We start from the raw sequence: 14,065 nt of genomic DNA on the forward strand, positions 1-14,065 counted from the left end.
CAATGAAACAGAAAGTTTTATTTGTCTTGTTAAATGAATACACAGACTGGGAAGGGGCTTTTCTCTCCACGGCTCTTCATGTAGGTGTAATACCGGGTGGTGAAATAAAGTACGAAGTGCATACCCTTGCCCCGACATCGGACGCAGTCCGTTCCATAGGTGGTTTCAGGACATTGCCCGACTATTCTTTCGAAAGCATGCCGAAAGATTATGCAGCCTTGGTACTTATCGGTGGCAACCGATGGGATTCGTCCGAAGCGAAACTTGTCGCACCATTGGTGCAGGAGGCTTTGGATAAAGGTAAAATTGTAGGGGCGATATGCAACGGTGCTTCTTTCTTGTGTTCACACGGTTTTCTGAACAATGTAAAACATACAGGCAACGGTCTCGACCAACTCAAGCACTGGGGCGGTACAGGTTACACTAACGCAGAAAACTATGTGGAAGCACAAGCTGTAAGTGATAAGAATATCGTTACGGCAAACGGTGTAGGACATTTGGAATTCACCCGTGAAATGCTCCTGTTGCTGAAAGCCAACAGTCCCGAACAGATAGATGCTTGGTACGATTTCTACAAAAACGGATTTGCGAGATAATAGATAATTGCGTATGGAAAAGAGTTGGGAAAAGAATTTATCCGTACATATCAGCAGAACGATTAGTCCTGACGGCAGAGACACGTTTGAGTCCACACAAGCATTGAGCGAACGGATGTTTGAGTTTGCAAGTGTCAAGAATGGAGATAGATTGTTGGATTTGGGGTGTGGCTGGGGAAAATCCCTGCAACCATTCGTTCCTCATTTTCTATCCGCTCTCGGAATAGATACGAGCCAAGAGAATATTGCACAGGCAAAGGATACTTATAAGCACTATGATAATGTTTCGTTTCAGTGTGGTAGCATTCAAAACTTGGAACTGTCGGCAGAAAGCGTGGATTTAATCATTTCCTCGCTCGTTCTGCATCAAGTGGAATGGAATGAGCAGGAAAGACTGTTTGAAGCCGTGAAGCAGGTGCTGAAAGCAGATGGCGAAATGATAATGGCAGATGAAATTATCTTGTTCAATCCGGACGCATCTCCCGAAAAGTTTAATGAAGTCTATCGCTATCTGTTGGAACATACCACCCCGAAAGAAGCGTATGAAAATCATATCAAACCATATCTGCAAGAGGGACATATCTATACTTGGCAGGACATGAAAGAGAATACGCCTCCTGAATATTGGTTCCACTCTATCGAAGATTTGAAAACGACATTGCAGAAAGTCCGTTTGAAACTTGTGGAGGTTCAAGAAATAACCCCGTTTTTCGGTCTGCTCAAAATCAAACATCAATAATATCAAAAGAATGAAACCGAGAAAGATATACGCCTGTTGGATTTATGTAAGTGATTTGCAAAAGTCAAAGCAATTTTATCAGGACATGGGCTTTGAGGTTAAGCTAACAGATGGAGATTGGATAGAGTTTGATTTAGGTGAAACTTCATTCGCTATCTTGAAAAGACCTGCACACAAAGGTGATGTAGTTGCAAGCAAAACAAGACTGATGTTTGAAACTGACGACATAGAACTTGTATATGAAGAATTAAAGAATAGAGGAGTAAAGACAATCGGAGAAATAAGAACAGAGCCTTACGGCAAGTTGCTGACCTTTGAAGACCCCGACGGGCATTGGTTGGAATTTTACCAAAGACTTCCTTGTGATGAATCAATTAAAATGGAACTGCTGACCGACAGCAATAGCCTTATCTCCAAGTACATTCCATATGATTATACTGATTCCTACGTGAAAACCGTTTCATGCCGGGAACCGATAACGGCAGAACAGGTTTTTGATATGGCATTTAACCGATCTTCGCATTGGGTAAAGATGTTGTACCGATTGAGAAATTGTTTGGTAAAACCACTGAAGCTTGATACCGACAGTGGCGTCCGCAATATGATATGCGAGAAGGAGACGAATGAGATGGTTTTCGGCAAAGCAGACAAACATCTCACTTTTCACGCATCTTTGCTATGCGGCAGATATTTCAACGGCAGGCAGGAACTTCGGATAACAACGGTGGTAAAGTATCACAATGCGTTAGGAAGAATCTATTTCTTCTTTATTCGTCCGTTCCATATCGTTATTGTAAAATCTCTGTTGAAGAAGATCGAAAAAAGCATTCTGACAATTTCAAATGAAATATACGATGAAAATAGAAAGAATTGCCAAAAACAAGAAACAATTTCTTGATTTATTGCTGTTAGCGGACGAACAGGAAAATATGATTGACAAGTATTTGTCGTGTGGAGACTTGTTTGCCTTATACGATGATGACTTGAAAAGCATTTGCGTTGTAATGCCTGTAAGCAGTGATACCTGTGAATTGAAGAACATAGCGACATACGAGCAATATCGGGGTAAAGGTTATGGTAGGAGATTGATAGATTATATTTCCGATTTCTATAAAAAAGACTATAAGGCAATGCTTGTCGGTACTGGTGAAGTTCCTGCAATCCTATCGTTTTATGAAAGCTGTGGTTTTAAAAAGTATCATCGAATAGAGAACTTTTTCACGAACAATTACGATCGTCCAATTTTTGAGGGAGATATACAACTCGTAGATATGATTTACCTTAGAAAGGATTTATGACAATAGGAATAGACAATATCTTGAACAAGATACAGCAAATTGAACATGGATATCAGCATATCCTTGATGGAGCAAATGAAATCCTTTCTGCATATTCAGAAAAACAATGTTTTGAACTTGCACTCACGTTGTTTGAACATGAAGCCTATCAAGCCCGAATGTTAGCAACAACTATATTGGGCAAATTGGCAACAGAAGATAATAACGCACGTTGTTTTCTGAAAGAGCGAATAAGCACCGATGAGAATTGGCGTGTGCAGGAAATGCTTGCAAAGGCTCTTGATGAGGTTTGCAAACACAGAGGATATGAAGCATCTTTGCCTCTCATCGAAGAATGGCTGAATGATAACAATCCGAATGTTATCCGTGCTGTAACGGAGGGATTGAGGATTTGGACAAGTCGCCCATACTTTAAGGATAATCCTTCGCTGGCAATAGCACTACTCAGCAGACATAAGGCACACGAAAGCGAATATCTTAGAAAATCGGTTGGAAATGCTTTAAGGGATATAAGCAAGAAGCACGCAGAATTGATATGGCAAGAAATGGAGCGATGGGACTTATCTAATCCTCGAATTATGTTTACCTACAAACTTGCAACAAAATTATTAAAATAGAAATTCAACTTTGCTATAGAATAACAACATGCTTGATCAATCTTTTTCTGCACATAATTTTGAAACCATTTATTGCCTTGAGAGTCGTAAAGGCAATATAGACATACAGACTATGCCTGAAGAATATCGTGATGTTTTAGCAAGATCTGAGGAGCTAAAGAAAGCGGTGTCAGTTCTTAGACAGAAAAAAGACAGAACACAGGAGGAAGCATTAGAACTTGATATAAAAAAAGTCGAATTAAAGAACCTTATAGAGCAAAAAAAGGATGTATTACGCATTTATTTGGAAACTATCGACAAACAGGTAAATGCTCATGGCTTTAAGTTTTCTTTGAATAAATTTATTTCCGATGACAACAAAGAAGTTTATACGTTAGATGTGACATCTCACGCATATCTATTTGCCATTAAGCAACTTCAATATAATATTCGACAAACCTTCAAGGTAAAGCAGGCTAACCGACATAGCATATTGGCAAACATCAAGACTTTTTTGAATTCTGATATTCCAGTTTATGTTATTCGAACAGATATCTCAAGTTTCTATGAGTCTATACCTCATGACAAACTAATGCCGATGATATTTGACAACACCTTACTATCTAATAAATCTAAAGCGTTTATTAAAGGTATATTGGGAGAATATGAGAAAATCAAAGGTCATGAATTCGCTTCTCCATCACGAGGAGTTCCTCGTGGTATAGGGATCAGTTCATACTTAAGTGAGTTATATATGAGGGATATTGACGCTAAAATATCTTCTCGAAAGGAGGTGATGTTCTATGCAAGGTATGTTGATGATATTTTTATCATTCTTTCCTCATTGCCTATTGAATCTTCTATAGACCAGTATTATGCCGATATGACAGCTTTTTTCCAAACTTATGGTTTATCTTTGAAGCCATCTGGAGATAGATCCGGCAAGTGTCGCATTATGGATTTTACCAAAGACAATTATGTCGAAAACCCTATGAACTATCTAGGATACTGTTTGTACATGAATCGAACCGCAAAAAAACTGTCAGTTACGTATGGGCTTTCAGATAAAAAGAAGGAGCGATACCATAAAAAAATTGATCATGCAATAGACCATTTTGAAACTCTCTGCAAGTACAATATTAAGCAAGCATATTGTGATCTATTTGACTCATTGAATATTCTTACTGGTAATTTCAAACTATTCAAATCAAAGAATAGCGTAAAGGTTGGCTTGTTCTATAATAATGATTTGCTGGATCGCAAGGAAGATCTTGATGAACTTACAACATACCTAAAAGAGCACCCCATAGAACTTTATGCGGGATTAAAAGATTACGCAAAAGTAAAGGCTAAGCTCGTTAAGCGTATATCAAGCATAGATTTCAATCATAGATGGAGAGAACGTAAAATGTTTTCCTTCAGTATTCAGCGTATTCAGGAAATAAAGAAATGGTTATGAGAAGAAAGAAAATCAGACTTCGCTACAAGAAAGAACGAGTAGTATTCTCGGATGTACTACCATACGAACTTCCATTGATTTTTAGTAATCGTTACTTTTATCGATTTCTAGTGCGTAATGGTATCTGGATAGAAATAGGTAGAGAAGGGCAAGATACATTACATTGGAATAGAACAGACGACAAAGGTATATTGGGTGTGTTGGCTATAATCTTTTGCCGAAAGATTTCTGAATTCGAAGGTAGGAACTCTTTGGAGCTCAGAACACATGACCTCAAACGTATTCCATTCGTATATAGCATACAGCACAAACCTCTGAAACATAGATATCTTTCATTGATACATCCTGCCAATCAAATTAAAGTGGTTGATTTATACAACAGATATAAGGATACCATCATATATCTCTGTTCTAAAAGTAATTTTTCCATAAGATACCCCAATAAAGTAGCTTGTTATTTTTATTATAAAGATCGGCTCCATCACGTGCTTATGGGAAAGAAAACAGATAAAATGGAAATGTACTTCAACGAATATGAGAATCTAAAAACATTCTTTAGCTATAAACAATACACTAATATCTATAAATTCTATGAAGATTATAGATATCAGCGTGCTGAAAAGAAGTTCTCTCATCTACTAAAGATGGATGTACAGAACTGCTTCGACAGTATATATACGCATTCAATAGCTTGGGCAATTAGTGGTGGTGTGGACATATATAAAGATACATTTGAAGGTAAGTGTGATGGATCCGTTGGTGCATTATGGGATAAGATGATGCAAGAGATGAACTATAACGAAACAAATGGCATAGTCATTGGACCAGAGTGTTCACGCATATTTGCAGAAGTTATTATGCAACATATTGATCAAATGGTAGAGCAGCAATTATATGAAAAAGGTTACCGAAACAAAGTGGATTATGAATGTTATCGCTATGTGGATGATTATTTCTTTTTCTACAATAGCGAAGCTGTTAAGGTTGATGCCGAACAGCTATTTCAAATGTATCTAAAAGAGTTTAAGTTGAGTCTTAGTCAAGAAAAGAGTAAGACTCTTGAACGTCCTTTTGTTACAGATATAACAAAAACAAAAATTGCGATAGACAGTTTACTCAATGATACTATCAAACTATATACCAACGAACCTGAATCTGAGCAATCTATTGAAGAAGAAATAGAAGAAACAGAACAGGACACATCAATGGAAGCAGAGGAGCAACTTCTAAAGATTGATCGTGAAAAAACGCTCAGTTGTTTAACTACTGATATTTATTTTCGCTTAAATGCAACTGATTTCAATAAACGATTTAAGGCTATTGTATCTGCCAATAATGTAGAAGCTAAAGATGTCCTCAACTACACAATGGCTCGCTTAGCCATTCGGCTAGAGAGAAACCTGAAAAAGCTTGATGGATACTATAAAGTCCTGTGCTTATCGGCAGTTGATTTGAATTTAAGGGATTTATATCCACAAGTAGAAAAGAAAAGAAGACAACTTGAAAAGGTTTTGTCGAAATACCTTTTTAATATTCTTGATGCAGTTTTCTTCCTCTATGCGAACAGCAAACGTATTAACACGACTCTCAAGGTAATGCAAATTCTAAATATTATTTTGATTTACTTGGACAATAATTATAGTTTGAGGGTAGGCAAGAATAAATCAATAGTTCATCGTTTTACCGAATACACTCGTGAGATAGTGTTCAAGAAGATACGAGATGAAATAAGCGTAGTACTACAAACAGCCCCCATGGATGACAATGTTCAGCTAGAAACATTATATTTCTTAATCATACTACGCAGTATGAATAGCAAATACCATTTGTCCCTACTTGAAATAGAACGATATCTTAGAATAAGATATAACAACGATAGAACGATAAAAACATTCCCGAAGTTGAATATGTTAGCAGTTACGATTCTGGTATATTACTTCGGTAATGCGAAACAGTTTATAGATCTAAAGAATCTTATTGTTGACCACGCTCTGAAAAAGATAAATGAAATACCTGCTAATAGAAGATATATATCTGCTGAATATATTATATTTGCACTAGATATGGCTGCTTGTCCTTATATTTATCCGAGTAAGAGAATAAAATTTCTTCAAGCTGTAGGTGTTTCAAGAGCAGAAGGAAAGCAGATTGTTAATTATATGAAAGAGCAGAAATACATGTTCACAAAATGGACAAGCATTGATATTACGAAAGAACTAAACGCAAAAATCAGTCAAGAAGTTTATTCTTAATAGATGTATGCCCCAAACAAGCATAGGGTATAGAGCTCAAATATTTTTCACACACATAACCCTATGTCGTGACTTATGAAGTCTCATCAAAAGAGCCTAGAGCTCAGGCTCTTTTTCTATTATATACTACACCTATCGTTACATCAATCTCTCCATATCCATTGCAATCTTTTGGTCAGTGATTTGAGCGTAGATTTGCGTGCTGGCAATAGACGAATGCCCCATCATCTTGGCAATGCTCTCCATCGGAATACCTGCCTCCAAAGTCAGCGTACCGAAGCTATGTCTTCCGACATGGAAAATACGTCCATTTGAGGAATTGGAAGAACATAGAGAATAAACCGGTAACAGGTTGTGAATTAGGTGTTTTTCTATATTCTGCGAGTGTGGCAGGAAAGCAGTCCGACACGGAATATTGAATCCTTTCGGTTACCAAACCGTTATCCGTTGGTTTCCCCAATGAAGTGAGGTAACGAAAAAAGGAGAGATTTCTATGGAGAGGTTTCTATCTCACTGTTCCACAACGTTTTGTTTATCAAAGAACGCTTTAACAACGGGTAATTTTGCCCATAAAATTAAAGCGTATGAAAATAGAGAAATTCAAGGTATTGCTCTACCTGAAAAAGAGCAGACCAGACAAGTCGGGCAAAGCGCCCATTATGGGACGTATCACCGTCAATCGTTCGATGGTGCAATTCAGTTGCAAAATCTCCTGCACATCCGACCTGTGGAATCCTCGTGAAAGCCGTCTGAAAGGTAAGAGCCATGAAGCCGTGGAGACCAATGCGAAGCTGGACAAGCTGATGCTCTCCATCCATACGGCATTCGACACGCTTGTGGAAAGAAAAGCAGACTTCGATGCGGAAGCCGTCAAGAACCTGTTTCAAGGAAGCCTTGAAACGCAGATGACCCTGTTGGGAATGACGGACATCGTCTGTGAGGAATTGAGAAAGCGTATCGGGATAGACCGTGCAAAGGGAACTTACCCTGCCTATTTCTATACCCGGAGAACCTTGGCGGAGTTCATCGAAAAAGAGTTTCGTACCAAAGACGTTGCTTTCGGTCAGATGACGGAGCAGTTTATCCATGATTACCAGAGTTTCATTTTGGATGAGAAAGGATTTGCCATAGATACCTGCCGACACTATCTGGCTATCGTCAAGAAAGTATGCCGAAAAGCCTACAAAGAGGGACATGCCGACAGATGCTTCTTCGCCCATTTCAGCCTTCCCCAACCAAAGGAAAAAACGCCGAAAGCCCTAAGCCGGGAATCCTTCGAGAGAATCCGTGACTTGGTCATTCCCGAATATCGCGCCTCCCACATCTTGGCAAGAGACCTCTTCCTCTTTGCCTGCTATACTGGAACGGCTTATGCCGATGCCGTTTCCGCCACGCGCGATAATCTGTTCACGGATGACAGCGGCGGGCTGTGGCTCAAATACCGCCGCAAGAAAAACGAGCTTCGTGCCTGTGTCAAGCTGCTGCCCGAAGCCCTTACTTTGATAGAGAAGTACCGGGACGACAACCGTCCTACACTCTTTCCGATGCTGCACTATTCCAATATGCGTCGCCTCATGAAATGTCTGGCTATCCTTGCCGACATCAGGGAAGACCTGACCTACCATGCCGGCAGACACTCATTTGCATCGCTGATTACCTTGGAAGCCGGTGTTCCCATCGAGACCATCTGCAAGATGCTAGGGCATTCGAACCTGCAAACTACGCAGGTCTATGCGAAGGTTACGCCCAAGAAACTCTTCGAGGATATGGACAAATATATCGAGGCGACAAAAGACCTCAAACTTGTATTATAAACACACAGACATATAGAAATCAGAGTAAAAATCAACAAACAATGAAACAATCATGCGCAGTACATTCTCTTTATTGTTATACATCAATCGAAGCAAAGTCCGTACGGACGGTACGACCGCCGTACTTTGCCGAATCTCCATCGACGGGAAAAGCACGACGATAACCACGGGTATTACTTGCAATCCCAAACAATGGAATGCAAAAAAGGCGGAGACCGCTGACGTGCGGACGAACAACCGCCTGAAAGAGTTTCGAAAGTATGCGGAGCGGCTCTATGATGAAATGCTCAAAGAGCAGGGTGTGGTCAGTGCCGAACTATTGAAAAACAGGATAGCAGGTCAGGCGGTCATTCCTACCCATCTGCTCCAAATGGGAGAAAGGGAGCGGGAATGCCTTGCCGTCCGTTCCAAGGAAATCGACTCCACTTCGACCTACAGGAGTTCTCGGTATTACCAGAGCTATATCCGTGAGTTCTTGGACTCGAAAGGCAAGGCGGACATTGCCTTTTCGGACATCACCGAGGAATTCGGACGGGAATATAAGGTCTACCTGAAGCGGTACAAGAACTTCGGGGCATCGCAGACCAACCATTGCCTTTGTTGGCTGAACAGACTGATATATCTTGCCGTAGACCATGAGATTATCCGTGCCAATCCTTTGGAAGAGTTGGAGTATGAGAAGAAACCGCCCTCCAAGCGAATGCACATCAGCAAAGCGGAACTCAAACAACTGCTGGAACTGAAACTGCCCGCGAATGATCCATTGAAGGAATTGGCTCGCAGGGCTTTTATCTTCTCCTGTTTTACGGGACTTGCCTATGTAGATACACAATTGCTTTATCCGCACCATATCGGGCGGACTGCCGACGATAGAAGATACATTCGCATCAACCGTAAGAAGACGAAAGTAGAGTCCTTCATTCCTCTGCATCCGATAGCCGAGCAGATACTTGATTTATACAATACGACTGATGACACGCAGCCGGTCTTTCCATTGCCGAGCAGAGATATGATGTGGTTTGAGATACACGAACTCGGTGTCATTATCGGACGCAAAGAGAATCTGTCCTACCATCAAGCCCGGCACAGTTTCGGATCGTTCTTGATTTCCGAGGGGATTTGTACGGAGAGCATTGCCAAGATGATGGGACACGTCTCCATTACCAGTACGCAGACCTATGCGAAGATTTCTGAGAAGAAGATTGCGGAGGATATGGACAGGTTAATCGAAAGAAGAAAAAACAATGAATATTGAATTACTATGAAAAGAGAAATCATAACCATTGAGGAGAATGGGAACGTACACGTTCCTACGACTTCCATTTGGATGTCGGCTTGCGAAATAGCCGACCTGCTCGGGGTATTCTCCGGCAAGGTAAACAGTCACATCAAGTCTATCTTCAAAGAAGGATTACTCAGAGAAGATGAGGTGATGCAAACGCTATTGTTTAAGGGCGGTGCAGTGGATTTATATAACATTGAAATGATAACGATGCTGTCATTTCGTTTTGCTTCTCCACAAGCCAAAAGTTTCCGTAAATGGATAATCAGAAGACTGACCGAAAAGAAGAGAACAAGTCCTCCGCTACTTGTGTGTTATGGCAAAGGTGGATGGTACAGTTGAATATGAGAACAGGCAGTAAGATAAATGCGTCTTTCTACCTGTTCTTTTTTAGCGATCTTACTGCATCGACAGCAGTTTACAATACATTCCGCCTTTAGCTTCGAGTTCGGCGTGCATACCCTTCTCCATAAGTTGTCCTTTCTCCATCACGATAATTTGGTGGGCATTGCGGATGGTTTGCAGGTGGTGGGCAATGACCAAGACCGTGCGGTTTCGGATAAGGGCGGACATCGCCTGCTGTATCCTGTACTCATTGACGGGATCGACATTGCTTGTTATTTCGTCCAACAGGAGGATGGGAGCGTCTTTGAGGAAGGCGCGGGCAATGGAGAGGCGTTGCTTCTGTCCGCCTGACAGTCCCAAGCCGTTTTCTCCGATTTTCGTTTCGTAACCATCTGGCAGACTGACAATGAAGTCATGTATCATCGCCTGACGTGCGGCTTCTTCGATTTCCGCCTGCGTGGCATTGCGATTGCCGACCTTGATGTTATTGGCAATGGTATCGGAAAAGAGAATGACATTCTGCATCACCACACTGATTTTACCAAGTAGATAATCATAGTCCATTTCTCGAATGTCTATACCTCCGATGCGGATACTTCCGGTCTGCGGTTCCCAGAAACGGAGTAACAGGTTAGTAATGGTTGTTTTGCCAGAACCTGACGAGCCGACAAGAGCCGTTACCGTTCCTTCGGGAACATGGAATGTGAGCTCCTTCATCTCAAAGCCTTCTTTTTCGTAATGGAATCCGACACCATCGAACGAGAGGTCGAAATGTTCCGCCGTTTTCGGTTGGTCGGGGTTGACGATAACGGGAGCGTCCAACAGACGGGAAATGCGTTCGTAGCTGTCCTTTACCTTGATGTAGTTCAGCCAATGACTCTCCATATTGACAAAAGGTTTGTAGAATTCTTTCGAGACGATGATAAACATCAGATAAGCGAAAAGAGAAAGTTCTCCACGCCAAGTCCACCAAAGGCCGATTGTAGCCATCAGAGCGAAAGCCAATTCTATAAGAAAGGCATATCTGCCCACGCTTACGGCCGCCTGCCGTGAGGTCTTCTTGCTGCTTTCTCCGAACTCGCTGACAGAACGGTCGAGCCTGTCACGGAACATTCCTTTTCCTCCGAATATTTTCAGTACAGGTATGCCCTTGACATATTCCACGAAGAGGCTAACCATATCTGCCAAACCGTCTTGTGCCTCCTGTTGCGCTTTCATTCCCGAACGGATGCCCCGATACAAGGAGAAGAGGGCAATAGGAAGGATGGCGATCATCGCCAACCCCATACGCCAGTCCACACAAAACAATCCGATACCAAGTATCAGCGCCACGATGAAATCGGCGGACATTCGCGTCCAAAGATGCCCCACAACCATCTCCATATTATCCACGTCCTTGTGTATGACAGTGCTTATCTCGCCCAGCCGTTCATTGGTATAGAAACCGAGCGAGAACATTTTCAGCTTCAAGATGATTTTCTCGCGAATGCGTTCCACGAGGTCGAAGCCGGCAAAGTGCTTGCTCATATCGGCTACGGCATTGGATATGGTTTTCAAAACCAGCAGACCACCGAGTATCCACGCTGCCGAAATTAAAGAGATGCTTTCTCCCTGTATATGACGGTCGATAAAAAACAAGACAGTGAGCATTATCGCCGTGCCACAGAGGGCATAAATTACGAAAAACAGTGCGGAGACAATCAGATGTCGCACTCCGCGGGCAGTCAGTTCATTCAATATTTTGCGTACCATTGTCATACCTCCTCTTCTTTTAATTGCCATTTGCTTACCTGCTCCTGCGTTTCCGTCATATTACGATACAGAGGGCAGTTGTTCATCAGTTCTCCGTGCGTTCCCGTTGCCACGACCTGTCCCTTGTCCATCACGACAATACGTTCCATCTCCTGAATGGTGTTGAGACGGTGGGCGATGGTGATGACGGTCTTGTTACGCTGCAATTCATCAAGAGCTTCTTGAATGAGTTTCTCGTTCTCCCCGTCCAATGCGGCGGTAGCTTCGTCGAGAATGACAATCGGCGAGTCTTTGAGCAACATACGCGCAATGGAAATGCGCTGTTTCTCTCCGCCGGAGAATTTTACACCCGCTTCACCCGCCAAGGTATCGTAACCATTCGGAAGTCTCACGATAAAGTCGTGTATGCGTGCCTTTCGTGCCGCTGTTTCCACCTCCTCTTGTGTGGCGGAGGGCTTGCCGATACGGATATTGTCCCGAATGCTTGTATTGAAAAGAAATACCTCCTGTTGCACCATCGAGAAGAAATCGGCAATGTTACGTTCGGAGAGTTCCGCAAGGTTCTCGCAGCCAAGTCGAACGGTTCCGGACTGCGGTTGCCAGAAACCCATCATTAGGCTTGCCAGTGTGCTTTTGCCTGACCCCGATTCGCCCACGATAGCCGTATGGCTGCCCTTAGGAATTTGCAGACAGACATCACACAAAGCACTGTCCTGCTTGTTCGGATAGGCGAATGTAACGTGCTCGAAACTGACATCGGTCTGCATAGCATCCATATCCCTGTCTGCCGTATCCTTTGCAGGTATTTCGGTAATTGACTGAACCCTCGCCAACGACTGACCATAGACAATCTTGAAATGCTGGAACGTAGCCAGTTTGGCAAAGGAAGACGAGAACAGTCCACCCAATATCAGGGCGAGAATAAAACGTGCCACGGTGAGTTCGCCCGAACTCATCAGCCATAGCCCGACAAGAGTCATCACCACGATTCCTCCCTCCAAAAACATCGTTATGAGCGTCATCGGTACGGTAACGCTGAACATACTCCGCTTCACCCAATGGATATAGTCGCGCATACCACCGAGAACTCGCTCTGTTCGGGTCTCTTCGTGGCTGAATGCTTTGATAACCGGTATTGTAGCCACATATTCCAAGAGGTCTTCCGACATCTTCTGCGTACTTTCCATAAAGTGTTGGAAACTCTTGCCCCAAAGCGTTTTGACAGCCATTTGCAAGAGAAACGCCAAGGGTAGCAGCGATATAAGTGCCAGCCCCAGCCGCCAATCCAATACCATAACAATTCCCCATAGCAAGGTGGGGAAAAGCGTTGCCGATAGGATTTCGGGCAGTCCGTGTGCCAGATAAATCTCGATTTGCTCCACGTCGTGGTTAATGATGTTCACCAAGTCGCCCACCTTACGTTCCTGAAAAAATCCGAGTGGCAAGCGTTGCAAATGACTTATGATACGCAACCTCAATCGTGTAAGGGCATTGTAAGCCGAGCGGTGCGCCCGCCAAATCGAGGTTCCGTAAAACACACCGCGAAACAGCGCAAACAGCAGCATTGCCGCTCCGATGCCCCAAATCATTGTAGAAGAGAGCGTTCCGCTCATCAGCCTGTCCACTGCCCACACCACGAGCAATAGGGGCAATGTGCCGAAAACAAGATGCAGTATGACCACCGCATTGGAGAGCAGGCTGCGACTCTCCCGTTCCTCATCGAGAGGCTTGATTTTTTGTTTATCCATACATCTGTATCGTTTTGATTTTCTAAGATGCAAAAGTACGGAGACGCACAGGGGTAAAATAACCCGAATGAGCATTACACTACTCGAAAACGATAACTTGACGCGTATAAAACTCAATAGGGGTATAAGTGTGAATAGTAGGGTTATTTCTTTGTTCGATAGGCGGGTAATTTTGTACGAGTTT

At 42.5% G+C, this 14,065-nt stretch carries 11 protein-coding genes and 3 pseudogenes; 11 read left to right on the top strand and 3 right to left on the bottom strand.

Annotation, left to right across the window (positions count from 1 at the left end):
* Window positions 1-2 precede the first annotated feature (2 nt).
* From C234_RS0113560 to drt3b, 8 genes and pseudogenes are all read left to right on the top strand, one after another.
* Window positions 3-596 (top strand): type 1 glutamine amidotransferase family protein, encoded by a 594-nt coding sequence (locus tag C234_RS0113560; protein WP_027326194.1) that lies wholly within the window; start codon window positions 3-5, stop codon window positions 594-596.
* A gap of 13 nt (window positions 597-609) precedes the next feature.
* Window positions 610-1,335 carry a class I SAM-dependent methyltransferase gene (locus C234_RS0113565; RefSeq protein WP_027326195.1) on the top strand — a complete coding sequence of 242 codons (726 nt, stop codon included), beginning with the start codon at window positions 610-612 and terminating at the stop codon, window positions 1,333-1,335.
* A gap of 10 nt (window positions 1,336-1,345) precedes the next feature.
* Window positions 1,346-1,696, top strand: a pseudogene (locus C234_RS18210) (VOC family protein); the annotation flags it as partial.
* Between the two features lie 78 nt (window positions 1,697-1,774).
* Window positions 1,775-2,233: pseudogene (locus tag C234_RS18215) on the top strand (DUF2867 domain-containing protein); the annotation flags it as partial.
* The gene (locus C234_RS0113580; RefSeq protein WP_027326196.1) at window positions 2,190-2,633 is read left to right on the top strand and encodes a GNAT family N-acetyltransferase; all 444 of its coding nucleotides are present in this window, start codon (window positions 2,190-2,192) and stop codon (window positions 2,631-2,633) included. The pseudogene C234_RS18215 and the gene C234_RS0113580, both read left to right, overlap by 44 nt.
* A gap of 2 nt (window positions 2,634-2,635) precedes the next feature.
* Window positions 2,636-3,250, top strand: a complete 615-nt coding sequence (locus tag C234_RS0113585) for a HEAT repeat domain-containing protein (RefSeq protein ID WP_027326197.1) — start codon at window positions 2,636-2,638, stop codon at window positions 3,248-3,250.
* 28 nt (window positions 3,251-3,278) lie between these two features.
* Complete coding sequence (gene drt3a / locus C234_RS0113590; protein WP_027326198.1) at window positions 3,279-4,688, top strand: antiviral reverse transcriptase Drt3a; 1,410 nt, start codon at window positions 3,279-3,281, stop codon at window positions 4,686-4,688.
* Window positions 4,685-6,940 carry an antiviral reverse transcriptase Drt3b gene (drt3b, locus tag C234_RS0113595; protein WP_052001830.1) on the top strand — a complete coding sequence of 752 codons (2,256 nt, stop codon included), beginning with the start codon at window positions 4,685-4,687 and terminating at the stop codon, window positions 6,938-6,940. Before drt3a ends, drt3b begins: the two co-directional genes overlap by 4 nt.
* 138 nt (window positions 6,941-7,078) lie before the next feature.
* Here drt3b and C234_RS17265 read toward each other — a convergent pair.
* Window positions 7,079-7,240 (bottom strand): annotated as a pseudogene (locus C234_RS17265) (tyrosine-type recombinase/integrase); the annotation flags it as partial.
* A gap of 284 nt (window positions 7,241-7,524) precedes the next feature.
* On the opposite strand from C234_RS17265, the gene C234_RS0113605 reads away from it, so the two are divergent.
* The 3 genes from C234_RS0113605 to C234_RS0113615 are packed head-to-tail and all read left to right on the top strand — an operon-like array spanning window position 7,525 to window position 10,378.
* Window positions 7,525-8,754 (top strand): site-specific integrase, encoded by a 1,230-nt coding sequence (locus C234_RS0113605; RefSeq protein WP_027326200.1) that lies wholly within the window; start codon window positions 7,525-7,527, stop codon window positions 8,752-8,754.
* 52 nt (window positions 8,755-8,806) lie between these two features.
* The gene (locus C234_RS0113610) at window positions 8,807-10,009 is read left to right on the top strand and encodes a site-specific integrase (RefSeq protein ID WP_027326201.1); all 1,203 of its coding nucleotides are present in this window, start codon (window positions 8,807-8,809) and stop codon (window positions 10,007-10,009) included.
* A gap of 6 nt (window positions 10,010-10,015) precedes the next feature.
* Window positions 10,016-10,378: a virulence RhuM family protein gene (locus tag C234_RS0113615; protein ID WP_027326202.1), complete on the top strand. Its 363-nt coding sequence runs from the start codon at window positions 10,016-10,018 to the stop codon at window positions 10,376-10,378.
* 57 nt (window positions 10,379-10,435) lie between these two features.
* Here C234_RS0113615 and C234_RS0113620 read toward each other — a convergent pair whose 3' ends face one another.
* Both C234_RS0113620 and C234_RS0113625 read right to left on the bottom strand, forming a co-directional pair.
* Complete coding sequence (locus C234_RS0113620) at window positions 10,436-12,133, bottom strand: ABC transporter ATP-binding protein (protein ID WP_027326203.1); 1,698 nt, start codon at window positions 12,131-12,133, stop codon at window positions 10,436-10,438.
* Window positions 12,134-12,135: 2 nt separating this feature from the next.
* A complete protein-coding gene (locus C234_RS0113625; protein ID WP_027326204.1) occupies window positions 12,136-13,881 on the bottom strand; it encodes an ABC transporter ATP-binding protein in 1,746 nt (581 codons plus the stop codon).
* Window positions 13,882-14,065 lie beyond the last annotated feature (184 nt).

The sequence above is a fragment of the Bacteroides pyogenes DSM 20611 = JCM 6294 genome (assembly GCF_000428105.1).
GTDB lineage: Bacteria > Bacteroidota > Bacteroidia > Bacteroidales > Bacteroidaceae > Bacteroides > Bacteroides pyogenes.